Source organism: Faecalibacterium sp. AF10-46 (assembly GCF_003604105.1).
In the GTDB taxonomy this organism is placed as follows: Bacteria; Bacillota; Clostridia; order Oscillospirales; family Ruminococcaceae; genus Faecalibacterium; species Faecalibacterium taiwanense.
Genome location: NZ_QVGY01000001.1, coordinates 427970 through 448962, shown reverse-complemented (window position 1 = coordinate 448962; position 20993 = coordinate 427970). Strand labels below are relative to the sequence as shown.

Sequence of the window (20993 nt, the reverse complement as noted above, 5' to 3'; positions counted from 1 at the left end):
CGGAGGAGGTTTTCTTTTTTTATTCGGTCATTTCTTCCTCTTCATCATCTGCCGCTTCCGGGTTCTCCGACACGTGCGTGATAGAAAGGCTCTGGCGGTACTGTTCTGCCAGAACAGTGCGTTTAAACTCGGCTGTCGGTGCGATTTCACCCACCAGCTTTTCAAGATCATCCAGCGAGACACGGAAGAACTCCTTGCGCAGGTTGACCTTGTTCACGCGCTGATCGTTCAGGATGTGGTGCAGCTTAGTTTCCAGACTGACTGCATCATCCGAGAAGATCATCGAATGAACATCAAACGGGAACGGCACGCTTGCGCTGCCCAGTTCGTTCACACGGTCCATAGGCTCCAAACGGCGGGTCATGCCGATTTTGAACACGTTCTCTCCAAACGAACCGATGTTGCTGATAACATACACATTGCCGGCCTTGCCATTTTGCAGCTGGACGATTTTATCACGCTGCTCTGCCACTGCACCCAACTGGCGCTGCAGCTCCTCGATACGTGCCTGCAAGAGCTTCGTCTTTTCATCATCCGCAGACTGCATCTGCTCTGTCAGCTGACTGATCTGGTCGTGATACTTGCTTTCTTCCTTCTCGATCTGTTTGCGCTGGCGCTCCAACTCGCGGCGCTCTTCCGCTTCCTGCCGCATCTGTTCACGGATAGCACGCTGCTCCTCACGGGCGCGCTCTTTCTGAACATAGTATTCATACTCGATTTTAACGGCTTCCTGAAAATAATAATCCAGCTCACCAATAAACTTCTTGACAGTGGGAGCAATACTCTGGTTGCCATCCGCTGCGATCACATAATATTTGTTAGTGATCGTTTTGATATCGTTCAGTGCATCATCCAGTTTGCCAAAACTGATATTATTCAGCACATTCTGCAACTCTGCCGACAACGCAATGACCATCAGTCGGTAGATCGTGATGTTAGCTTTTGTTGTATAACGATCCTTGTATTTTTCAAAGGTCGCCTGAATACTCTTTTCGTTTTCTCTATACCGCTTCCGCAGTTCCTTCATATCCAGACACTGGAGCGTGAGGGTCACAGTAGGCTGCATCAGGGAGTCTGCATCCTTCAGCAGGTCATCCACAGACGACAGCTCGTCCTCAGTACCAAAGACTTCACTTGCGTGCTGGATTGCCTTGATCAGTTCCTTGCTGCGACGCACCTTCTGCTCTGCGTTTTCAGCACTCTTGCGACTCTTTTCTTCTTTCTTGGCGAGCTCGTCAAGATGATTTTTACTTTGAAGAATCCACTCTTCAAGTTGAAGTTTCGTGGTTGTCAGCTCTGCATTTTCCGTTCTGGCCTTTGCCGTTCCATCTGCACGAGCTTCCGCAGAGATTTTGTCAAACAAAGCCTGCTGGTCAGACAGCTGCGCATTTAGCTTATCCAGCTTATCTTGCAGTTCTGCCTGCTCCTGTTCCATGCGGACAGTAGATGCACAGTTCGCACACAGGCCATTGGTCAGCTTCAGAAAAAAGCCTTTCCGGCCGCATCGGTTACATTTTGGCATTTTACAATTCCTCCTCGTTTACACCTTCTTTGTCCTTATGTGCAAGTACACTCGCTGAAGCAATTGATATGCTTTTCAATTTTAGACAAAAGCAATTCATTGGAACTGCGGCGAATATGAAATACAAAGTAAGACGATTTCTTTCCCTGATGCTTCCAGCAAATCACTTCTGCCTTACCAACATTACCGTCCTGCAAATAATAAATATGCCCAAAAATTTCCTTGCCTTTCCCGCTTGATACCTTCCACTGTTCATCGTGAGACATTAAGCAAAAGCTCATTTTCAATGGATACTTTGGCTTCTTCCCTGTAGGAGTTGGCGGCATCATAAATAATCGGGTGTAGTCATCGCCCCCACGTTCAGAAGGTTCAAAGCGAATACTATCTGCTTCGATATGAAATTCCGGAACATCTGTTTCTTTTTTGTAGCCTTGTGAGAGAAAAGCGTTTAGCTTCAAAATATCTTCTTTTGCAATTTTTTGATTTTTCCCATCGATAAAGATAGAAATCCGGTTATTCTCCATTCCAAAGTCAAAGCCACGAACTTTTGAAAAATCATATCGAGTCTGGAAGGTCAGCTCCGGCATTTCAAGATTTATAATTCTTGATGGCTTCCGGTTATTCCATTTCTCAAGATACGGGTCGTGGTTAGGATTTGGAACTTGAGAGCACTTTGCACTGCTTTTCTCTTCAAGCGGTTCTTCGGCAGCTTCTTCTGCCATCTTTCCAATAACCTTTGTGGCTTTTTTCATCCAATTCAGAAATCCCATAGTATCATCCTTTATCGGAACACCTTCCGGCACTCCACAACCAATCCTGCAATCCGCACAGGCACCCTCTTCAAATCGTAAATCTGCGTTTGATGCATCGGATTAAAGCTCTTCGGGGTCAGGATCACGAGATCACCTTCCCGCCGAAAGTATTTTACAGTCGCTTCGTTGCCGTTGACCATCACCACAGCCAGCTGGCCGTTTTCCACTTCCGGCTGTTCACGTACAAGGATCTGGTCGCCTTCATCCATGCCGGCAGCATTCATGCTGTCCCCGCGAATGTTCAACCAGAAATACTTTGCACCATCGGTCTGCCGGATGGGAATGTAATCCTCTATGTTTTCCTCGGCATACATTGGCATCCCTGCACGGACAGCGCCCAACAGAGGGGCAACGTTCTGGGCATTAAATGGCGTAGCTTCAGCTGGAAGTTCTTTATCAACACTATCCCCTGTCATAATAAAGCTTGGGGTGGTTTTTAGTGCCTTCGCGTAAGCTGCAATGCGGTCACGCCGCATATTAGCAATTTCACCGCTTTCCCAGCGGGAGACTGTTGCTTCCGAAACGTCTACCATCTCTGCGATTTCCTTTTGCGTTAACCCAAGAGCTTTTCGGCGGTCAGCTAAATAATTCCCCATGATCTGACGCTCCTTTCTGCCTTTATTATATCATTGTATTGCGTTTTTGCAATGTGTTTTTGCAATTTCCCAAAGAAAACTTGCATTTTCGTATTGACTTACGTATACGCAAGAGTTATACTGTTCTTGCGCAAAGGAGGTGAGCAAATGTTCAACCGCGATTTATTTCGTGCCAAATGTATCGAGCATGGCATAAGAACTCAAGACGCCGCCCAGATTATGGGCATCAATCCGGCAACTCTGTCCCGTAAAATGGGTGGTCAGTCCGACTTCACCCGAAATGAGATTCAGTTGTTCCGGGCCGCACTGCATCTTACTCCGCAGGAGACCGATGCTATTTTTTTCGCGTAAACTTACGTTTACGTAATTTCAAAGGAGGTGAACCACATGGACAACAACAAAAAGTCCAGCCGCAAGCACGACTGGACTCCCAGGACGACAACCAAGATTCTGATTGCTACGATTTGTATGCAGCTTGTCACCCTCGTCGCTCTGATTATCCGAATCGTTCGGGATTTCATCTGACAATCGCGATGATGGCCGCGACCATAGAGACAAAAGCGATCAGCAGTGACGCAACAGTGAGCCAGCGGTTCACTCGGTTTTCTTTCGCCTGTTCTTTCTGGTCGGCTTCGTATCGTTCCACATACTTGTGCAGATCTTCAGACGATCGCACCTGTGCATTTTCCACGATGCGTTTCGAGCCTTGAGATGCTGCCACAGTTTTAGCTGCATTGACATTGCCGCCAAGAATCACCTTGCCTGCATCGCGGATCGCATCTTCCAGTTCCGACATTTTCTCATCTCCCTTCTGCCCTCTATTCTACCGCAGAAGGGAGCCACCAACAAGGAGGTATATCTTCACCATGACCGACATCATCTTATCCACCCAGAACGGCGAACCGGTAGCATCCAGCCGGGACGTCGCCAAGCGCTTCGGCAAAGAGCACAAAGACGTACTCCGCGCCATCAAGAGTATCACAGCGCAAAATTGCGCCGTGACCCAGATGTTCTACCAGAGCGAGTACACCGCAGGCACTGGCAAGAAGTACCCCATGTACCTGATGAACCGTGACGGCTTTTCCCTGCTGGCCATGGGCTTTACCGGCAAGGAAGCCGTGCAGTGGAAGCTCAAGTACATCGAGGCCTTCAACCAGATGGAAAAGCAGCTGGCCGCGCAGCACAAAGAGCAGCAGGCCGTGCAGGATGCCAACATTCAGAGCGCCATCGACCGGGTGATCGAAGCCCGGAAGAAACTGGACGAGAACACCGCTTTTCTGGACGAGTGCCGCAAGAACCGCGAGGACAGCAAGGCCAAGTACATGCAGGTCAAGGCCCTGTGCGGCGAGTTCAAGGCCATTTACGGCCAGCATTGCGACACGGTGCGCACCATGGAGAACGTGGTGCGCGGCTCCCAGAGCTACCTCACCAGCGCCATTGACAGCCTGACCATCGTTGCCAAAGGCTACCCGTTCTACGCCGCCCTGATGGACAGCCTGCTGGATGGGCTGCCGACCGCCAAGAAGGAGGAATAAAATGTTGAACACATCAACCATTCGCGGCACCTTCCGGCAGATTCCGTACTGGAAGCTGCGGGGCCGGTTCCACAGCTGCGGGTTCCGGGATCAGGAGATTGCAAATGCAATCGGCATCGGAACTGACACAATGAGCAAGCGGATGAACGGGAAGCAGCCTTGGACAAGCACTGAGATCGCAGAAATTTGCAAGACGCTTGATATCCCGCAGGATGAAATCGGGGAGCTGTTCTTCCCTACTGTTGAGAAAGGAGAATCCGCATGAGCAAACCTTACACCCTTGCATCCGAGCGGGCCGACGCGCCCAACGGATGCGCGTACGTGGCACCGACGTTCTGGAACAAGTGGTTCCGCTGGGATGGAAGCCGGGCATCCGGCTGCTATCAGCTGGGCGGGCAGGTCAAGGACGAAAACCACACCGGCCTGCAGATTTTTGCAGATGGCGAATGGCACCCGGTCATTGGATGGACATTGGACAGCTGCGGCCCCGCAACTGACTATCAGGAGGTAGGAGCATGAAAATCAACCCGAACGCTCAGTTGAAAATCCAGCTGGGATCGGATGGCAACCCCAAAATTTACGCCTGCGGCACACAGATGGAACAAGCGGCTCTTTGCACCGCATTGGTCGCGGGAATCTGTATGGACAGCAAAGACCCAGCAGAGACAATCATCAACATCATGACAGCCGCCGCCGATCTTATGGACAGAATGGAGGAAACCCACCAATGAAGATCAAATCCGGCGTATGGTACTGGCTGGCCGTGGCCAGCGGGGCTGTGGGCCTGCTGTACGGCATGGGGCTGGAGGGCAGCTTCCAGACCGGCGGCACCGTCTCGGACGGCACGTTCATCACGGCCATGGTGCTGATCCTGCTGGCGGTATTCTTTGCCCGTCTGGGCTTTGCCGCCGAAGCACGTGAGAAACGCCGCCGCAAGGTGCACCAGCAGCCCCGCAACACCGTGAAGAGCGGTAGGAAGGCGGGCTGACACCACCCATGAATAAAGGAAAGCACTTTACCCGCGTTTGTTGGGACTGCGGCAAGGTGATGGAAAATGTTGCTGGCAACCTGCGCTTTTGCGCTTCCTGCCGCAGAGAGCGCCACAACCAATATTGCAGGGATTACAGGGCGCATAATGAAAAACCTGCCCGCGTCATGTGGTACACCGTCTGGGACGCAAAGACCGGCGATCTGCTGGCATCCGGCACGTCCGAGATGTGTGCCCGGCGGCTGGGCTACAAGAGCGCGAACAGCTTTGCGTCTGCCGTCAGCCATGGGCTCAGCGGCAGCCATCGAACTTACAAATACACATTTGCGCGGGAACGTATCGACCGCAGCGAGGTGGACAGCCTGCCGCCGGTACGCACTATACGAAAAAAGCCCGCCGGTGCGCCAACACCGACGAGCTGCAAGGGATGATGAGTTTGAACGACTTCATCACCCCGATGATATCACAAAATCGGAGGTTTTACAATGAAAGGAATTTTGATCGAACCGGGCAAAGAGCCGGTAGTCACCACCCTGCCGGACAGCCTGTGGGCCATTGAGAACCGGCTGGGCACCCGCAGTGAGATGATCGTACTGCCCCGCACCCCGGCGGTGCTGTTCGTGGGCCGGTACGATGGCCCCATCCAGCCCGCCAGCCTGCTGAATCGGACGTACCGGGGCCGTCAGCTTTACGGACCCATCCTCTGCTACGGCTGGAAAAGCAACAACATCCAGCCCCTGAACAAGGCCCTGCAGGCCGAGATGCTGGACCGCCTCAAGGACACGGAGGTGAGGGTATGAGCGAAGAACTTGCCGCAGCCCATGCCTTTGACTTTTCCGCTCTGGGCGACCTGTCCGAACAGGCCGTGGAGACCGATCAGCAGTTCGATCTGCACTACGGCATCGCACAGGATGAATACCTCATTTCCTGCATCTACGTTGCCAAAATGCACGCCCTGACGGCCAAGGCTGGCCGCTATGGCGGCGGCACATGGACAAAGTGGTATGAGAGCAAGGGCATGAGCGAGGGCAGCGCCCGAACCATGACCCAGAACGGAGATGCTTTTAAATCCGCAACAGTTGCGGATTTAAAATTACTGCCGTCCATCTCCCGCAAAGACCTGAACCTGATCGCCCGCTCCGGCTGCGCTGAACAGCTCACCGCAGCCGCCGGAGACAGCCAGCGGGTGCAGGAGCTGCTGGCCCAACTCAAAGCCGAGAAAGACCGCGCCGACGCCGCCGAGAAGTCCGCTCAGAACGCCCGCAAGGAAAATGCCTATTTCAAGGAGCTGGTAAAAAGCGCCGAAGCCCAGACCTCTAAGGACGCGGAAAGGCGGGAAGAAGCAGAAAGCCGCTATGAATCCGCCCTTGCCGACATCAGCGGCCTGAAAGAGCAGAACGCCAAGCTCCAGCAGAGCTACCACGATGCAGACGAGAGCCGCATTGCGGCCAACCTCCAGCGCCAGAAAGCCGAAGCGGAACGCGACAAGGCCGAAGCCCGGGCCAAGAACGCCGAGGGCCAGCTTTCCGGCTCCCGGCAGGTGGCCGAAGCGGCCAAGCTCCGGGCCGACAAGCTTCAGGAAGAAAATGCGGCCCTGAAAAAGCAGCCCATCGCCGCCGTGGTGGATGAGGAAGAGGTAGACCGGCGGGCAGGCGAAAAAGCTTACGAGATTGCGGCCGGAATGACTGCGGACTATAAGGCACAGCAGGAACAGGATGCCCGCGATGCCTACGACAGCATCATTCTGGCCGGGCGCTCCATCACAAGCATCGTTCAGTCCGCCAAAATGCAGTTCCGCAAACTGCCGAACGACCAGCGGGAGACCGCGATCAACCAGTTCGTTCACACACTCGCATCCGCTCAAGGGGAGGTATCCGCATGTCTGTAAAGATCATGGCCTTAGAGGCCGAAAACGTCAAACGCATCAAGGCCGTTGCACTCACGCCGTCGCCCACTGGCCTGACCATCGTGGGCGGCAACAACAATCAGGGCAAGACCAGCGTGCTGGACGCTCTGGCATGGGCCCTCGGCGGCGACCGTTTCCGCCCGGACGCTGCCCAGCGGGACGGCGCAGTGGCTCCGGCGCATCTGAAGGTCAAGCTTTCCAACGGTGTGGTGGTGGAACGCAAGGGCAAGAATGCCAGTCTGACCGTCACTGACCCCACCGGGCGGCGCAGCGGGCAGCAGTTGCTGAACGCCTTTGTGGAGCCGCTGGCGCTGGATCTGCCCCGCTTCATGGAAGCATCCGACAAGGAGAAAGCCGACATCCTGCTGCGGATCATCGGCATCGGCACCGAGCTGCACACCCGTGACATGGAGATCAAAGCCCTGTACGACAAGCGCACCTTCACCGGCCAGCTGGCCGCGCAGAAAAAGCACTTTGCCGAAGAGCTGATCTCCTACCCGGATGCCCCGGAGGAGCCGGTCAGCGCCTCCGACCTCATCCGCCAGCAGCAGGAAATTCTGGCCCGCAACGGCGAGAATCAGCGTCTGCGGGCACAGTACACAGAGCTTGAGCGTCAGGAGCAGCAGTGTGTGGCCGAACTGAAACGCACCCGTGAACGCATTGCCGAGCTGGAACAACAGTATCAGGAGCTCGACGCCAAGCACACCCGTCTGTTCAATCAGCGGAAAACCGCTCAAAAGACCGTCGCCCAGCTTCAGGACGAATCCACCGCCGAACTGGAAGCGTCCATCCGGGACATCGAAGAGACCAACCGCAAAGTCCGCGCCAACCTCGAAAAATCCCGCGCCGAGGACGAAGCCGCCCAGTATGACAGTGAATATAAGCGCCTGACCGAAGCCATCACGCAGAAGCGTGCCGACCGTATGGCCCTGCTGAACGGTGCCGACCTGCCCCTGCCGGGCCTTGGCGTAGAGGACGGTGCCCTTACTTATAACGGTAAGCACTGGCGGGACATGTCCGGCAGCGACCAGCTGCGGGTGGCCGCTGCCATCGTCCGCCGCCTGAACCCGGACTGCGGTTTTGTGCTGCTGGACAAGCTGGAACAGATGGACATGACCACCCTGCAGGAGTTTTCCGCATGGCTGGAAGCAGAACACCTGCAGGCCATTGCCACCCGGGTCTCCACTGGCAGTGAATGCCAGATCATCATTGAGGACGGCATGGTGAAGGATGCCGAAACTTCCCTGCCGCCCGTCACCGAAAAGCCCCAGCAGAAAAGCTGGACGAAAGGAGCGTTCTAAATGAGTAAGTATGCAGTCACTGCCGGGGTGCAGGATTCCCCGGTCAAGACCGTGCTGTACGGCCCGGAGGGCATCGGCAAATCCACCTTTGCATCCCATTTCCCGGATCCTGTTTTCATCGACACCGAGGGCGGCACCAAGCGGCTGAACGTCAAGCGCCTGCCCCAGCCCACCAGCTGGGCCATGCTGCTGGATGAGGTGGCCGAGGTGCGCAAGGGCAGCATCCCCTGCGGCACGCTGGTCATCGACACCGCCGACTGGGCTGAACGCCTGTGCATTCAGGCCGTGTGTGCCAAAGCCAAGGTGAACGGCATCGAAGATTTCGGCTACGGCAAGGGCTACACCTATGTTAAGGAAGAGTTCGGCAAGCTGCTGGACGCTTTGGAAGAGGTGCTGCAGGCCGGGCACAACGTGGTGGTGCTGGCCCATGCCGCTATTACCAAATTTGAGCAGCCGGATGCCGTGGGCAACTACGACCGCTGGAGCATGAAAACTTCCAAACAGGTGGCCCCGCTGCTGCGCGAGTGGTGCGATATGCTGCTGTTCGCCAACTACAAGACCGTTGTGGAAAAGGTGGGCGACGGCAAGAACGCCAAGAGCAAGGCCAGCGGCGGCAGGCGTGTACTGTACACCGCGCATCACCCCTGCTGGGATGCCAAAAACCGCTTTGACCTGCCGGAGGAAGTACCCTTTGACTATGCCAGCATTGCCGCCTGCATCCCCGGCGCAATGTCTGCACAGGCACCGAAACCGGAACCGCAGCCGCGTTCCCAGCCGGAAGCCGACATCCTGCCCAGCCCGCAGCAGGAAGCAAAGCCGATGGCTCAGCCGCAGCCCGCACCGCTGCAGGAAAGCTACGAGAAAAATGTTCTGCTCAGTCTGGGCGTGCCGGAAAAGCTGGCCGCTCTGATGAGCGCCAACAAGGTCAGCTGTGAAGAGCTGCAGGGCGTTGTGGGCAAACGGGGCTATTTCCCGGAGGATATGCCCATCAAGGACTACCCTGCTGACTTTGTGGAGGGCTGTCTGATCGCCGCATGGCCGCAGGTGTTCCAGATGGTGCTGGATAACCGTGATATCCCGTTTTAACAGGCTCCCTCACGGAGGGAGCTGGCACGTGTAAGCGTGACTGAAGGAGTTTTATAATAAAGGAGTAATTACTTATGAACGACATGAATACCACCGACCGCGCCCTGAGCTGGGACGACGAATTTACCAACGAACAGCAGGAGTTCGTGCTCCTGCCCGAGGGCGATTACCCCTTCGAAGTCACCGGCATGGAGCGTGCCCGCTTTGATGGCAGCGCCAAGCTGCCGCCCTGCTCCATGGCAAAGCTGACCCTGAAGATCTTCGGCGGGGCCAAGGGCGACACTACCGTGACCCACCGCCTGTATCTCCACACCAAAACGCAGGGCCTGCTGGGCGCTTTCTTTGAGAGCATCGGTCAGTGCAAGCGCGGCGAGACCTTCCGCCCCCGCTGGAACGAGGTCGTGGGTGCCAAAGGCATCTGCAAACTGGGTGTCCACGAGTACACCAAGCAGAGCGGCCCCCACGCGGGTGAGACCGGCCAGAGCAACGAGGTGGCGCGCTTCCTGCCGCCGCCGGAACCCAAGGCCGCACCCACTCAGGGCTGGACGCAGGGGGCATTCTGATGGGGCAGGAACTGAGACCCTACCAGCAGCAGGCCCGCGACCACATTCATGCCGAGTGGGAGAACGGCCACACCCGCACCCTGTTGGTGCTGCCTACCGGCACCGGCAAGACCATCGTGTTTGCATCGGTAGCTGCCGATCAGGTGCGCGCCGGTGACCGGGTGCTCATTCTGGCCCATCGCGGTGAGCTGCTGGAACAGGCAGCGGACAAGCTGCAGCGCTCCACCGGCCTTGTCAGCGCGGTGGAAAAGGCCGATGCCACCTGTCTGAATACATGGTTCCGCGTTGTCGTGGGCAGCGTGCAGACCCTGCAGCGCACCGCCCGGCTGGAACGCTTTCCTCATGATTACTTTGGCACTATCATCATCGACGAAGCGCACCACGCCATCACCGACGGCTACCGCCGCATCCTCGACTACTTCGGCAGTGCCAAGGTGCTGGGCGTCACCGCCACGCCGGATCGCGGTGACATGCGTAATCTGGGCGAGGTGTTCGACAGCCTTGCCTTTGAGTACAAGCTGACTGATGCCATCAAGGAGGGTTATCTGTGCAGGATCATGGCCCAGACCATCCCCCTGAAGCTGGACATTTCTTCTGTCACCATGAGCGGCGGGGACTACGCCGTGGGAGACCTCGGCACGGCGCTGGACCCCTATCTGGAACAGATCGCCGCCGAGATGGCCCAGCGCTGCAAAGGCCGCAAAACAGTCGTATTCCTGCCCCTCATCAAGACCAGCCAGAAGTTCCGCGACCTGCTGAACTCCCATGGATTCCGTGCCGCCGAGGTCAACGGCCAGAGCACCGACCGCAAGGAAGTGCTGGCCGATTTCGATGCAGGCAAATACAACGTGCTGTGTAACTCCATGCTGCTCACCGAGGGCTGGGACTGCCCCAGCGTGGACTGCGTTGTGGTACTGCGGCCCACCAAGGTGCGCAGCCTGTACAGTCAGATGGTAGGGCGCGGCACCCGGCTCTCCCCGGGCAAGAGCGATCTGCTTTTGCTGGATTTTTTGTGGATGACCGACAAGCACGAGCTCTGCCGCCCGGCAGATCTGGTCTGTGAGGATCGCGCCGTGGCCCGGCAGATGACCGAAAATCTGGCCCAGACCGGATGCCCGGAGGACATCGAGGAAGCAGCCGTGCAGGCCAGCGAGGACGTGGTGGCCCAGCGGGAAGAAGCACTTGCAAAACAGCTGGAAGAACAGCGCCGCAAAAAAGCCCGTCTCGTGGACCCGCTGCAGTACGAAATGAGCATTCAGGCTGAAGACCTTGCCGGATATGTGCCGGCCTTTGGCTGGGAAGCAGGCCCGCCCAGCGCGGAACAGACTGCTGCTCTTGAAAAAATGGGCATCCTGCCGGACGCTGTAGAATCTGCTGGTAAGGCTTCCCTGCTGCTGGACCGGCTGAACAAACGCCGTGCCGAAGGGCTGACCACACCCAAGCAGATCCGCGTGCTGGAACGTTACGGTTTCCAGAGCGTGGGCACGTGGAGCTTCGATGCAGCCAAACACATGATCGACCGCATTGCGGCAGGCGGCTGGCGCGGCGTGCCCAAGGGCGTGAACCCAAAGACTTACACTCCTGCACAGGAGCCGCCCACATCAGACATTGACTTCGGATGGTAACGCGAATGGAACATGAAAATGAACTCAAGGAAGCATTGGACTTCGTATCCCCGTCCGCCCTGACCTATGACGAATGGCTCATGGTGGGCATGGCACTGAAGGATGCTGGTCTGCCCGTTACCATCTGGGAACAGTGGAGCACACGCGATGCGGGCCGCTATCATAAGGGCGAGTGCGTCAAGAAATGGGAAAGCTTTCACGGCGGCGGGGCCAGCCCCGTCACCGCAAGCAGCATTTTCCAACTGGCCTACTCCCACGGATGGAGCGGCCCCGCAGGCCACGCTCTGGACTGGAACGATGATATTTCTGCCGGCACCAGCACACAAACCGAGGGCCGTCTGGTAGACCCGCGCTGGGTGGAAGCCCACGAGCTGACTTTGCCCGCAGAGTGGCACCCCGCCGACCAGCTCAAGCGCTACCTGCAAGCCCTGTTTGAGCCGGATGAATATGTGGCCTATGTGACCGAAAGCTTTATGGCCGCCGACCGCCGCCGCCCTGCAAAAGGCAGCTGGACCCGCACCGCAGGGCAGCTCATCACCGAGCTGGATGCCTGCGGCGGCGACCTCGGCAAGGTGGTGGGCGACTGTGATCCTGAAGTAGGTGCATGGATCTGCTTCAACCCTGTGGACGGCACCGGACGCAAGGATGCCAATATTACTGCCTACCGCTATGCCCTCGTGGAGTGCGACAACATGGAGCTGGGCAAGCAGCAGGCTATCATCAAGCAGCTGGAACTGCCCTGTGCGGCGCTGGTCTACTCCGGCGGCAAGAGCGTCCACGCCATCGTGAAGGTGGATGCCCCGGACTACGCCGAGTACCGCAAGCGCGTGGATTATCTCTATGCCGCCTGCCAGAAAAACGGCCTGACCATCGACCAGCAGAACCGCAACCCTTCCCGCCTTTCCCGGATGCCCGGCATCCTGCGCGGTGACAAACGGCAGGTGCTGCTGGAAACCAACATCGGCAGATCCTGCTGGGATGAATGGCGTGACTGGCTGGAAGCGGAAACGGATGATCTGCCCGACTGGCACACCAGCAACGATTTTTCCAATATCCGCCCGCTGCGCGAACCGCTCATTGAAAATGTGCTGCGAAAAGGCCACAAGATGATGATTGCAGGCCCTTCAAAAGCCGGCAAAAGTTTTGCTTTGATCGAGCTGTGCATCGCCATTGCTGAGGGCACCACATGGCTGGGGCATTTTAACTGTGCACAGGGAAAAGTTCTGTATCTAAATCTGGAACTCGACCCGGATTCCTGTATGCACCGGTTTCAGGATGTTTACAATGCACTTGGCCTCCCTCCAGCACATTTTAACCAGATCGCCATCTGGGACTTGCGCGGCATTCCGGTGCAGCTTGACAAATTAGCTCCAAAGTTAATCCGCCGGGCAAAAAAGCAGGGCTTCACGGCAATCATCTTCGACCCTATCTATAAGGTGCTGACCGGTGATGAAAACTCTGCAGAGCAAATGGCGAAGTTCTGCGGCCAGTTCGATAAGGTATGCCATGAACTGGACTGTGCTGTAATTTATGCCCATCACCACAGCAAAGGTGCCCAGGGCGGCAAGCGCAGCATGGACCGCGCATCCGGCTCCGGCGTGTTCGCCCGCGACCCGGATGCCATGCTGGACATGACCGAGCTGGTGCCCACCGATGCCATCCGGGAGCAGCTCCATAACAAAGCCGCCTGCCGCGTAATCAAGGCCATGTTGGACAAACGCGGTCATGCGGATGCCTACGGCTTGGATGATACCCTTAGCCGCCACCGGATGCTGACCATCGCAAAGGAAAAACTGGGCCTTGCAGATCTGCGGGCCATCGATGCCGAGGTCGCGGCTGCTGAGAAAAAGGCCGACGGCATGACCGCATGGCGCATCGAGGGCACCCTGCGCGAGTTTGCCCGCTTCGACCCGGTGAACCTCTGGTTCGATTACCCTGTGCACAAGCCGGACAGCGGCCTGCTGGAGGACCTGCAGCCGGACAGCGATTTCAAAACGCTGGGCAGCCGCGGTGCCGCCAAGCGCTGGGGCGATAAAGGCAAGGTGACCAAGGACAAAAAGGCCGAACTGGACACCGCCTTTGAAGCCTGCATGATGGATGGCGAAGTTACCGTCTATGCGCTGGCTGAATACATGGATCTGAAGCCCCGCACCATCAAGACGCGGCTGAAAGATGACGGACGGTTCTGGATCGATGGCGAGAAAGTGGGCCGCAAGGAGCCCGGCAGCGCAGGTTAAACAAGCCGTAATAAGCCTAATTACAATTTGTTGTAAAAATGCAGAAATAGCCGCTATTTTGCACGACACGAAAAACTGCAATTTTGCAGTTATAGCCGCTATAACTGCAGATTTTGCAGTGCAAAATAGCCTATATATAATAGCTAAAACTGCAACTGCAATTGTGATGGGGTCTCCCGAAGGATGGGGCGTACACAGCCCCCATCCATTCGGGGACCCTCCCCATCACGTTGGCGCTAAAACCTGAAAAAAAGAAAAAACGAGGTGAACCCCATGTACATGCAATTCTTTATCCCCATGCAGCCGCCCACCACCACACACAACGCAAAGCAGCTGCACGCCTACATGAAGGGCGGGCAGCCGCACGCGGTGCTCCACGACAGCCCGGAACTGAAACAGACCCGTGCCAAGCTCCACGCCCATCTGGCACCCCACGCGCCGGAAAATCCCATCTCCGCAGGCCGTCCGGTGCGTCTGCTGGTCAAGTGGTGCTTCCCCGCCGAGGGCCGCAAAAGCGGCAGCTGGCGCACCACAAAGCCGGACACCGATAATCTGGAAAAGGCCCTCAAGGACGAAATGACCCGCCTGCACTTCTGGGCCGATGACGCGCAGGTGTGCAGCGAGATCGTGGAAAAATTCTGGTCGGACCCCTGCGGCGTGTTCGTCCGGGTGGAGGAACTGTAATGACAATTGGAATGGCAATTCTTATCAGCTTCTTGGTTCTTTGTGTTATCGGCGCAGTTGTCGCCGCACTCTATGGCTTAATGATTTTGCTGGAAAATCATCCGGTCATTCTGGGCGTGCTGCTTTTTCTGCTACTTTGGACATTTGCCGCCGTGATGATTTATGTGAGAGGATGATGCCCAATGACCTACGAAGAGAAAAAGGCATGGCTCTGGAGGTACCGGGATGCTCAGAAGCTGCTGGAACAGCTTTGTAACCGGTTAGAAGAAGCACGGACCGCTGCCAGACATACCACACAGAATTTCAGCCTTACCCCCAGCGGCAACGGTGACGGCCAGAGCCTTGCCCGCGCGGTGGAGCGGACGGACGATCTGGAGCATCAGGTAACTTTTCAGCTGGCCGAGTGTGATGCCCTGTATGAAGAGATCGACGAAGCTTTGCAGCAGCTGGAGGATTTCTGGAAATACCACATTCTGAAAGACTACTACCTCGAAGGCAAGACATGGGAACAGATCGCCCATGATACGAATTACTCTCTCAGCATGATCTATGTTCTGCGGCGCAAAGCAATGGCACAGCTGCCCCTTTGAAAAACATTACACTGTCATTGCATTGCGATTGCAGTATTTCATGGTGTAACATGGTACCATCGGCAAAGCCGAAAGGCTCTCCGATACCCTACGCAGTCTCCGCACCGTGTCCCCGCTGCTCGACAGCACGGTGCGCGGGCTGCTTCTATTATGCCGCCTGAGCGCAATTTGGAGCGCGGCGCGTGTGTGTAGACACGGCTGGTTCGATTCCAAGGGCGGCTCCACAATGCCGTGCCCCGTCACGGCAAACGCCTGACGCATGGGCCGACATGCCCGCTCGTGGCTGTGTGCAGAGTGGTGGTTGACCTCCTTACCAGCCCGAGCAGACTCTGCACACAACGGAGGTCACAGAATCCGCAAGCCGGTTTGTGAAGTTTCCCGGCAGGATGTGCGTCAACCGCCAGCATGGAAACGTGCTGGCTTTTTTGATATTCCCAAGCCGTCCATCCGGGCGGCTTTTTGATTTTACGGCAAGAGAGGTGGTGAGGATGACCGACAAGCAGGATCGTTTCTGTGAAGAATATATGATCGACCTGAACGCCACTCAAGCGGCCATCCGCGCCGGATACAGCCCCAAAACCGCAAGAGAACAGGCACCCCGGCTGTTAGCAAATGTTAGCATTAAAAATCGCATTGCCCAGCTGCAGGCTGAGCAGAGCCGCCGGACCGGTGTATCTGCTGATCGTGTCGTTCGAGAGCTTGCCAAGATTGCATTTGCCAACGCCAGCGACCTGATCGACCCGGAGACTGCTTCTGTCAAACTGGATGCCTCCCGGGATGATCTGGCCGCAATCCAGTCCATCAAGGTCAAGAGCTTTGGCGAGGACGGTTTGGAACACGAGGTCAAACTTGCAGATAAGCTCCGAGCACTTGACCTGTTGGGCAAGCATCTGGGCATGTACAAAGACGCATCCGAAAAAGAAAATGCCGCTGCTCAAAATAACGACATGCAGACCCTTGCTGATCTGCTGCAGCACCCTGTGCCAGACCGTGACATCAAGGACTTTGAGACATGAACATACCTGCACCTTTTTCACAAAACCAGATGCGTTTCTTCTGGAACTGCTTCGACCACTGGTTCAATGTGGCTGAGGGCGGCAAACGCGGCGGCAAGAACGTGCTTATTACTATGGCCTACTGCACCATTCTGGAAAAGCATCCCAGCAGAATACACCTCATTGCGGGCGTATCCACTGCGACGGCCAGGCTGAACATTCTGGACTGTGACGGCTTCGGCCTGAAAAACTATTTTGAGGGCCGCTGCCGTGAGGGCACCTACCAGAACCGCGACTGTCTGTACATCCAGACTGCCACCGGTGAAAAGGTGGTGCTGGTGTCCGGTGGTGGCAAAGCCGGTGACGAAAAGTTGATCAAGGGCAACACCTACGGCACCGCGTACATCACCGAAGCCAATGAATGCAGCGAAACTTTCATCAAGGAAGTATTCGACCGTACCCTGTCCAGCCCGGACAGAAAGGTATTTCACGACCTGAATCCCAAGGCAGAGGGTCACTGGTACTATGAAAATATCCTGAATCTGCACGAAAAGAAGCAGAACGAGAACCCAGAATACGGCTTCAACTATGGGCATTTCACAATTGCCGATAACATGAGCATTTCGGACGACCAGCTCCGGGCTGTGCTTGCAACCTACGACCGCAGCACGGTCTGGTATGCCCGTGACATCCTTGGAAAAAGGAAAGCTGCCGAGGGCCTTGTATACCCTTTCTTCTCCGCCGGGCAGGACACCTACCTTTTTCACGGTGATGCTTCCCACATCGATGGGCAGTTTTACGTGTCCATCGACTACGGCACCCACAACCCCTGCAGCATGGGCCTGTGGGTCATTCATGATGGCAAGGCCCTGCGAATCAAGGAAAGCTATTTTGACAGCCGTGCAGAGCGTGTGCAGCGCACGGACGAAGAACACTATGCCGAGCTGGAACGCCTGACCAAGGGCTATTACATTCAGGCGGTGGTGGTTGACCCGTCCGCCGCTTCCTTCATCGAGACCATCCGGCGGCACGGCAAGTATCTTGTGATCCCCGCTGATAACGACGTGCTGAACGGCATCCGCTGCGTGGCATCCCTGATGCAGGCCGGGCTTGTGACCATTCACGAGAGCTGCGCGGCATCCCGCCGGGAGTTCGGCCTGTACTCGTGGGACGACAAAGCCAAAGAGGACCGCGTCGTGAAGGAGAACGACCACGCCATGGACGACATCCGCTATTTCTGCTATACGATACTGGCCCCGCTGATCCGCTGGGCAGACTGGAGACGAAAATAATGTTTGATAGACTGCTTTTCTGGCTGCGGGAGAAAGCGCGGCTGCTGTTCGGTGAAAATACCACCGTCAGCGCCAGCGTGTCCTACAGCATGGAGAATGCGATCATCCTGTGGGCGCAGATGTACGATACCGGCGGGCCGTGGTGCCACGGCGGCAAGAACGCCCTGCACAGCCTGAAGCTGGCCCAGAGTGTTGCATCGGAGCTGGCCCGTCTGACCACGCTGGAAATGGAATGCCTTGTTTCCGGCAGCGCCCGCGCCGACAGCATCAACACCATGCTGCAGCCTTTCATTGCAGATCTGCGCACCCCGGTGGAATACGGCTGTGCGCTGGGCGGCATCCTGTTCCGGCCTTTCCTCGATGCAGAGGGACGCATCCAGATCGATGCTGTGCAGGGTGACTGCTTCTGCCCTACCCGCTTTGATAGCTCTGGCCGCATGACCGGGGCTATTTTTTATGACCATCTGGTGCGCGGCAACCGCATTTATACCCGTCTGGAAGATCACGAGTTTTCCGGCAGCACGCACAGCATCACGGTCAAGGCATTCCGCTCCATGACCAGTACAGATCTCGGCATCGAGGTCCCGTTGACCGATGTGCCGGAGTGGGCCGCGATTTCCCCACACACTGAGTTTTCCGGTGTAGACCGCCCGCTCTGGGGCTATTTCAGAGTGTCCAGCGGCAATTCCACTGATCGGCACTCCCCGCTGGGCGTGAGCGTCTATGCCGCTGCTGTTGACACCATCCATGATACCGATGAACAGTATGGGCGGCTGCTGTGGGAGTATGACGGCGGGCAGCTGGCCCTTGACGTTGACCAGACCGCCCTGCGGCCCGGCATCAACGGCGAGAGCGTTATGCCGCAGCGTGAGCAGCGCCTTTACCGCAACTGGTTGAACGGCAGTTCCGGGGCCAATGGCCGGAACCTTTATGAGGTGTTTGCCCCTGCCCTGCGCGATGAAAGTTATCGTCGGGGGATGGATGCCATGCTCAAGCGGGTGGAGTTCCAGTGCGGCCTTGCCTACGGCACCCTGTCCGACCCGCAGAACGTGGACAAGACCGCCGAGGAGATCAGGAGCAGCAAGCAGCGCAGCTACACTACCGTCAAGGATCTGCAGCGGGCGCTGGGCAATGCGCTGACCGATCTGGTATACTCCATCAGCAAGCTGCTGGATGCCCAGTGGAACAGCGGCGCAGCCGTTTCCCCGCCGGGCGACTGCAACGTGACCTTTGACTTTGACGATAGCATCATCTCCGACCCCAAAGAGCGCAAGCAGATGTATTGGGGCTACGTTACCGCAGGCAAGTTCCCGTTCTGGCGGTATCTGGTGGAGTTTGAGGGCTACAGCGAGGACGATGCCAAGGCCATTGCCGCCGAAGCGGATGCCGAGAACCGCAGCCCTGAAGCCCTCACCTTCGGGGGTGCCTGATGCTGCCGCCGAGCTATCTTGACCGGATGCCGGATGCCTTTGTGCAGCTCTGGCAGCAGGTCGAGGATGATATCCTGCGGGACGTGGCCCGGCGCATCGGCAAGATGGACAAAGTGACCCCCACCGCAAACTGGCAGCTGTGGCGCTACCAGCAGACCGAGGCGCTGCGCAACGACGTGGTGAAGCTGCTGGCGAAGTACACCGGAAAGAGCGAAACGGCCATCCGCAAGCTGCTTTTGCAGGCCGCCACCGAAGCCATGGAGCGGGAAGATGCAATCTATTACCACTACGACATGGAGCCGACCCCCTTTGAAGAGAGCGCCGCCCTGAACAATTTGCTGGATGCCGGTGCGCGGCAGACCTGCGGCACATGGCAGAATCTGACCGCCACCACGGCAAACACCGTCACAGGGGCCTTTGAGCGCACGCTGGACGCTGCATGGTTCAAGGTGAGCACCGGTGCCTTTGACTACAAAACCGCCGTGAAACAGGCCGTGGACAGCCTTGCAGACGACATGCCAATGGTCACATACCCCAGCGGCCACAAGGACAGCATCGAGGTGGCCGCGCGGCGTGCCGTGCTCACCGGTGTGAACCAGACGACTGGCAAGCTGCAGGTGGCCCGCGCCGACGAGATGGGCGTGGAGTTCTTCGAGACCACCGCCCACGGCGGGGCACGACCTTCCCACGCTGAGTGGCAGGGACGGCGCTTCCATCGCGGTGGGGCAGTGGATTACAAGGGCAGGCGCTACCCGGATTTTGAAGCCGCCACCGGCTACGGCACCGGCGCAGGCCTGTGCGGCTGGAACTGCCGCCACACCTTTTTTGCGGTGTTCCCGGGGCTGGGCGACCCGCCCCAATGGACGCAGGAGCAGCTGCGGGAGCTGAACGCTAGGGACATCGAGTGGAACGGCAAAAAGTACACCGCCTACGAGATATCCCAGATGCAGCGTGCCCGGGAGCGGAACGTCCGCCGCTGGAAAAAGCGGTATCTGGCCGAGGATGCTGCCGGGCTGGACACCACCGACAGCGCTATGCACCTGAAAGCGGCCCGACAGAGCCTTGCAGAGTTTGCACAGGCCACGGGTGGCCGTGTGGACAGCGCCCGTGTCAGCGTGCCGAAGTTCGGCAGGAGCGAAGCCAGCAGAGCAAGCGCACAGGTGCGGAAGGCATCCTCTACATACAGCAGCTTGAACACAAAGGCGAAACCTGTTACAATGCAGTCAATCGCAAATGTTAAGGCGTTCAGCTGTGACACACTGGATGCCGCCGGGCAGCAACAGCTGAAAAACGCCCACAAGCGCCTTCTCATGGTCGCTTCAAAGCAGCCGGAAAATGTTGAAGTGGGCAGGGTGTTCGACATCAAGATGAAGCCGCTGACGAAAGATATCATCGGCTTGCCGGATGGTCATTCTGTTCAGCTACCAAACCCGGATGTACCCTATATTGCGATTCATACCCATCCTGCATGCGGTAGCTTTTCAAATGGTGATCTGCGGCAATTTACGCGAAACGCAAATTTGAAGTTGCTTACTGCTCTTGGGCATGATGGGCATATTTACGCAATCGAAAAGACTTCTACTTTTCAAGAAAGCTCCGCGAAACAGGCCATTCGGAAAATGGATTGCGCAATTGATGAATTGCTCAAGTCCACGCTGACGGATGAACAGGTTCTTGAAAAGGCAGAAGGGGTTATTTCGGACTGCATAAAGGAGTTGCAGAAAAATGGTGCCAAATTCTACGAATAAACCTTCTTACACAGAACAGGAAGTCAGGGAAATGCAGCAGGTTCTTCTGGAAACTCCTATAGACCCGGCATATGACGATATTT

At 56.7% G+C, this 20993-nt stretch carries 26 protein-coding genes; 22 read left to right on the top strand and 4 right to left on the bottom strand.

The window, feature by feature from the left end; all coding sequences use genetic code 11:
* Positions 1-19: 19 nt before the first annotated feature.
* The 3 genes from DWV57_RS14645 to DWV57_RS02230 are packed head-to-tail and all read right to left on the bottom strand — an operon-like array spanning position 20 to position 2930.
* A complete protein-coding gene (locus DWV57_RS14645; protein WP_207666230.1) occupies positions 20-1522 on the bottom strand; it encodes a GIY-YIG nuclease family protein in 1503 nt (500 codons plus the stop codon).
* 35 nt (positions 1523-1557) lie between these two features.
* A complete protein-coding gene (locus DWV57_RS02235) occupies positions 1558-2292 on the bottom strand; it encodes a hypothetical protein (protein WP_120019803.1) in 735 nt (244 codons plus the stop codon).
* A gap of 11 nt (positions 2293-2303) precedes the next feature.
* Positions 2304-2930 (bottom strand): S24 family peptidase, encoded by a 627-nt coding sequence (locus DWV57_RS02230; RefSeq protein ID WP_120019802.1) that lies wholly within the window; start codon positions 2928-2930, stop codon positions 2304-2306.
* Between the two features lie 147 nt (positions 2931-3077).
* Here DWV57_RS02230 and DWV57_RS02225 point away from each other — a divergent pair, with 147 nt between their 5' ends.
* A complete protein-coding gene (locus DWV57_RS02225) occupies positions 3078-3281 on the top strand; it encodes a helix-turn-helix transcriptional regulator (protein WP_015564041.1) in 204 nt (67 codons plus the stop codon).
* Between the two features lie 36 nt (positions 3282-3317).
* Positions 3318-3455: a hypothetical protein gene (locus tag DWV57_RS14395; protein WP_165853645.1), complete on the top strand. Its 138-nt coding sequence runs from the start codon at positions 3318-3320 to the stop codon at positions 3453-3455.
* Here DWV57_RS14395 and DWV57_RS02220 read toward each other — a convergent pair.
* Positions 3448-3726 carry a hypothetical protein gene (locus tag DWV57_RS02220; RefSeq protein WP_120019801.1) on the bottom strand — a complete coding sequence of 93 codons (279 nt, stop codon included), beginning with the start codon at positions 3724-3726 and terminating at the stop codon, positions 3448-3450. The two genes, DWV57_RS14395 and DWV57_RS02220, sit on opposite strands and share 8 nt — an antisense overlap.
* 70 nt (positions 3727-3796) lie before the next feature.
* Here DWV57_RS02220 and DWV57_RS02215 point away from each other — a divergent pair, with 70 nt between their 5' ends.
* From DWV57_RS02215 to DWV57_RS02125, 20 genes are all read left to right on the top strand, one after another.
* Positions 3797-4465 carry a Rha family transcriptional regulator gene (locus DWV57_RS02215; protein ID WP_120019800.1) on the top strand — a complete coding sequence of 223 codons (669 nt, stop codon included), beginning with the start codon at positions 3797-3799 and terminating at the stop codon, positions 4463-4465.
* Position 4466: 1 nt separating this feature from the next.
* A complete protein-coding gene (locus tag DWV57_RS02210) occupies positions 4467-4730 on the top strand; it encodes a DUF739 family protein (RefSeq protein ID WP_165853644.1) in 264 nt (87 codons plus the stop codon).
* The gene (locus DWV57_RS02205; protein ID WP_120019798.1) at positions 4727-4984 is read left to right on the top strand and encodes a hypothetical protein; all 258 of its coding nucleotides are present in this window, start codon (positions 4727-4729) and stop codon (positions 4982-4984) included. The genes DWV57_RS02210 and DWV57_RS02205 overlap by 4 nt, the downstream gene beginning before the upstream one ends.
* Positions 4981-5196, top strand: a complete 216-nt coding sequence (locus DWV57_RS02200; RefSeq protein ID WP_005946592.1) for a hypothetical protein — start codon at positions 4981-4983, stop codon at positions 5194-5196. Before DWV57_RS02205 ends, DWV57_RS02200 begins: the two co-directional genes overlap by 4 nt.
* Positions 5193-5453 carry a hypothetical protein gene (locus DWV57_RS02195; protein WP_120019797.1) on the top strand — a complete coding sequence of 87 codons (261 nt, stop codon included), beginning with the start codon at positions 5193-5195 and terminating at the stop codon, positions 5451-5453. Before DWV57_RS02200 ends, DWV57_RS02195 begins: the two co-directional genes overlap by 4 nt.
* An 8-nt stretch (positions 5454-5461) precedes the next feature.
* Positions 5462-5884, top strand: a complete 423-nt coding sequence (locus DWV57_RS02190) for a hypothetical protein (RefSeq protein ID WP_120019796.1) — start codon at positions 5462-5464, stop codon at positions 5882-5884.
* A gap of 54 nt (positions 5885-5938) precedes the next feature.
* The gene (locus DWV57_RS02185) at positions 5939-6253 is read left to right on the top strand and encodes a hypothetical protein (RefSeq protein ID WP_120019795.1); all 315 of its coding nucleotides are present in this window, start codon (positions 5939-5941) and stop codon (positions 6251-6253) included.
* Complete coding sequence (locus DWV57_RS02180) at positions 6250-7341, top strand: hypothetical protein (RefSeq protein WP_120019794.1); 1092 nt, start codon at positions 6250-6252, stop codon at positions 7339-7341. The genes DWV57_RS02185 and DWV57_RS02180 overlap by 4 nt, the downstream gene beginning before the upstream one ends.
* The gene (locus DWV57_RS02175; RefSeq protein ID WP_120019793.1) at positions 7332-8660 is read left to right on the top strand and encodes an AAA family ATPase; all 1329 of its coding nucleotides are present in this window, start codon (positions 7332-7334) and stop codon (positions 8658-8660) included. The genes DWV57_RS02180 and DWV57_RS02175 overlap by 10 nt, the downstream gene beginning before the upstream one ends.
* On the top strand, positions 8661-9746 hold the full coding sequence (locus tag DWV57_RS02170) for an ATP-binding protein (RefSeq protein WP_120019792.1): 1086 nt from the start codon (positions 8661-8663) through the stop codon (positions 9744-9746).
* Positions 9747-9820: 74 nt separating this feature from the next.
* Positions 9821-10309, top strand: coding sequence for a DUF669 domain-containing protein (locus tag DWV57_RS02165; RefSeq protein WP_120019791.1), 489 nt, complete (start codon positions 9821-9823; stop codon positions 10307-10309).
* On the top strand, positions 10309-11934 hold the full coding sequence (locus DWV57_RS02160; protein WP_120019790.1) for a DEAD/DEAH box helicase: 1626 nt from the start codon (positions 10309-10311) through the stop codon (positions 11932-11934). The genes DWV57_RS02165 and DWV57_RS02160 overlap by 1 nt, the downstream gene beginning before the upstream one ends.
* A gap of 5 nt (positions 11935-11939) precedes the next feature.
* Positions 11940-14171, top strand: coding sequence for an AAA family ATPase (locus DWV57_RS02155; RefSeq protein ID WP_120019789.1), 2232 nt, complete (start codon positions 11940-11942; stop codon positions 14169-14171).
* 273 nt (positions 14172-14444) lie between these two features.
* On the top strand, positions 14445-14855 hold the full coding sequence (locus tag DWV57_RS02150) for a RusA family crossover junction endodeoxyribonuclease (RefSeq protein WP_120019788.1): 411 nt from the start codon (positions 14445-14447) through the stop codon (positions 14853-14855).
* A complete protein-coding gene (locus tag DWV57_RS14390) occupies positions 14855-15031 on the top strand; it encodes a hypothetical protein (protein ID WP_165853643.1) in 177 nt (58 codons plus the stop codon). Before DWV57_RS02150 ends, DWV57_RS14390 begins: the two co-directional genes overlap by 1 nt.
* A 6-nt stretch (positions 15032-15037) precedes the next feature.
* Positions 15038-15445, top strand: coding sequence for a sigma-70 family RNA polymerase sigma factor (locus DWV57_RS02145; protein WP_120019787.1), 408 nt, complete (start codon positions 15038-15040; stop codon positions 15443-15445).
* Between the two features lie 488 nt (positions 15446-15933).
* Entirely contained in the window at positions 15934-16461 is a 528-nt protein-coding gene (locus tag DWV57_RS02140) for a terminase small subunit (RefSeq protein WP_120019786.1), read from the top strand.
* Positions 16458-17732, top strand: a complete 1275-nt coding sequence (locus tag DWV57_RS02135; RefSeq protein ID WP_120019785.1) for a PBSX family phage terminase large subunit — start codon at positions 16458-16460, stop codon at positions 17730-17732. The genes DWV57_RS02140 and DWV57_RS02135 overlap by 4 nt, the downstream gene beginning before the upstream one ends.
* Complete coding sequence (locus DWV57_RS02130) at positions 17732-19162, top strand: capsid protein (protein WP_120019784.1); 1431 nt, start codon at positions 17732-17734, stop codon at positions 19160-19162. The genes DWV57_RS02135 and DWV57_RS02130 overlap by 1 nt, the downstream gene beginning before the upstream one ends.
* Complete coding sequence (locus tag DWV57_RS02125; RefSeq protein ID WP_243112286.1) at positions 19162-20910, top strand: phage minor capsid protein; 1749 nt, start codon at positions 19162-19164, stop codon at positions 20908-20910. Before DWV57_RS02130 ends, DWV57_RS02125 begins: the two co-directional genes overlap by 1 nt.
* Positions 20911-20993: the final 83 nt, after the last annotated feature.

Bases quoted from the DNA above. Each gene is read 5' to 3' on its own strand.
- DWV57_RS14645 (WP_207666230.1), bottom strand. From the start codon at position 1,522: ATGCCAAAATGTAACCGATGCGGCCGGAAAGGCTTTTTTCTGAAGCTG.
- DWV57_RS02235 (WP_120019803.1), bottom strand. From the start codon at position 2,292: ATGGGATTTCTGAATTGGATGAAAAAAGCCACAAAGGTTATTGGAAAG.
- DWV57_RS02230 (WP_120019802.1), bottom strand. From the start codon at position 2,930: ATGGGGAATTATTTAGCTGACCGCCGAAAAGCTCTTGGGTTAACGCAA.
- DWV57_RS02225 (WP_015564041.1), top strand. From the start codon at position 3,078: ATGTTCAACCGCGATTTATTTCGTGCCAAATGTATCGAGCATGGCATA.
- DWV57_RS14395 (WP_165853645.1), top strand. From the start codon at position 3,318: ATGGACAACAACAAAAAGTCCAGCCGCAAGCACGACTGGACTCCCAGG.
- DWV57_RS02220 (WP_120019801.1), bottom strand. From the start codon at position 3,726: ATGTCGGAACTGGAAGATGCGATCCGCGATGCAGGCAAGGTGATTCTT.
- DWV57_RS02215 (WP_120019800.1), top strand. From the start codon at position 3,797: ATGACCGACATCATCTTATCCACCCAGAACGGCGAACCGGTAGCATCC.
- DWV57_RS02210 (WP_165853644.1), top strand. From the start codon at position 4,467: ATGTTGAACACATCAACCATTCGCGGCACCTTCCGGCAGATTCCGTAC.
- DWV57_RS02205 (WP_120019798.1), top strand. From the start codon at position 4,727: ATGAGCAAACCTTACACCCTTGCATCCGAGCGGGCCGACGCGCCCAAC.
- DWV57_RS02200 (WP_005946592.1), top strand. From the start codon at position 4,981: ATGAAAATCAACCCGAACGCTCAGTTGAAAATCCAGCTGGGATCGGAT.
- DWV57_RS02195 (WP_120019797.1), top strand. From the start codon at position 5,193: ATGAAGATCAAATCCGGCGTATGGTACTGGCTGGCCGTGGCCAGCGGG.
- DWV57_RS02190 (WP_120019796.1), top strand. From the start codon at position 5,462: ATGAATAAAGGAAAGCACTTTACCCGCGTTTGTTGGGACTGCGGCAAG.
- DWV57_RS02185 (WP_120019795.1), top strand. From the start codon at position 5,939: ATGAAAGGAATTTTGATCGAACCGGGCAAAGAGCCGGTAGTCACCACC.
- DWV57_RS02180 (WP_120019794.1), top strand. From the start codon at position 6,250: ATGAGCGAAGAACTTGCCGCAGCCCATGCCTTTGACTTTTCCGCTCTG.
- DWV57_RS02175 (WP_120019793.1), top strand. From the start codon at position 7,332: ATGTCTGTAAAGATCATGGCCTTAGAGGCCGAAAACGTCAAACGCATC.
- DWV57_RS02170 (WP_120019792.1), top strand. From the start codon at position 8,661: ATGAGTAAGTATGCAGTCACTGCCGGGGTGCAGGATTCCCCGGTCAAG.
- DWV57_RS02165 (WP_120019791.1), top strand. From the start codon at position 9,821: ATGAACGACATGAATACCACCGACCGCGCCCTGAGCTGGGACGACGAA.
- DWV57_RS02160 (WP_120019790.1), top strand. From the start codon at position 10,309: ATGGGGCAGGAACTGAGACCCTACCAGCAGCAGGCCCGCGACCACATT.
- DWV57_RS02155 (WP_120019789.1), top strand. From the start codon at position 11,940: ATGGAACATGAAAATGAACTCAAGGAAGCATTGGACTTCGTATCCCCG.
- DWV57_RS02150 (WP_120019788.1), top strand. From the start codon at position 14,445: ATGTACATGCAATTCTTTATCCCCATGCAGCCGCCCACCACCACACAC.
- DWV57_RS14390 (WP_165853643.1), top strand. From the start codon at position 14,855: ATGACAATTGGAATGGCAATTCTTATCAGCTTCTTGGTTCTTTGTGTT.
- DWV57_RS02145 (WP_120019787.1), top strand. From the start codon at position 15,038: ATGACCTACGAAGAGAAAAAGGCATGGCTCTGGAGGTACCGGGATGCT.
- DWV57_RS02140 (WP_120019786.1), top strand. From the start codon at position 15,934: ATGACCGACAAGCAGGATCGTTTCTGTGAAGAATATATGATCGACCTG.
- DWV57_RS02135 (WP_120019785.1), top strand. From the start codon at position 16,458: ATGAACATACCTGCACCTTTTTCACAAAACCAGATGCGTTTCTTCTGG.
- DWV57_RS02130 (WP_120019784.1), top strand. From the start codon at position 17,732: ATGTTTGATAGACTGCTTTTCTGGCTGCGGGAGAAAGCGCGGCTGCTG.
- DWV57_RS02125 (WP_243112286.1), top strand. From the start codon at position 19,162: ATGCTGCCGCCGAGCTATCTTGACCGGATGCCGGATGCCTTTGTGCAG.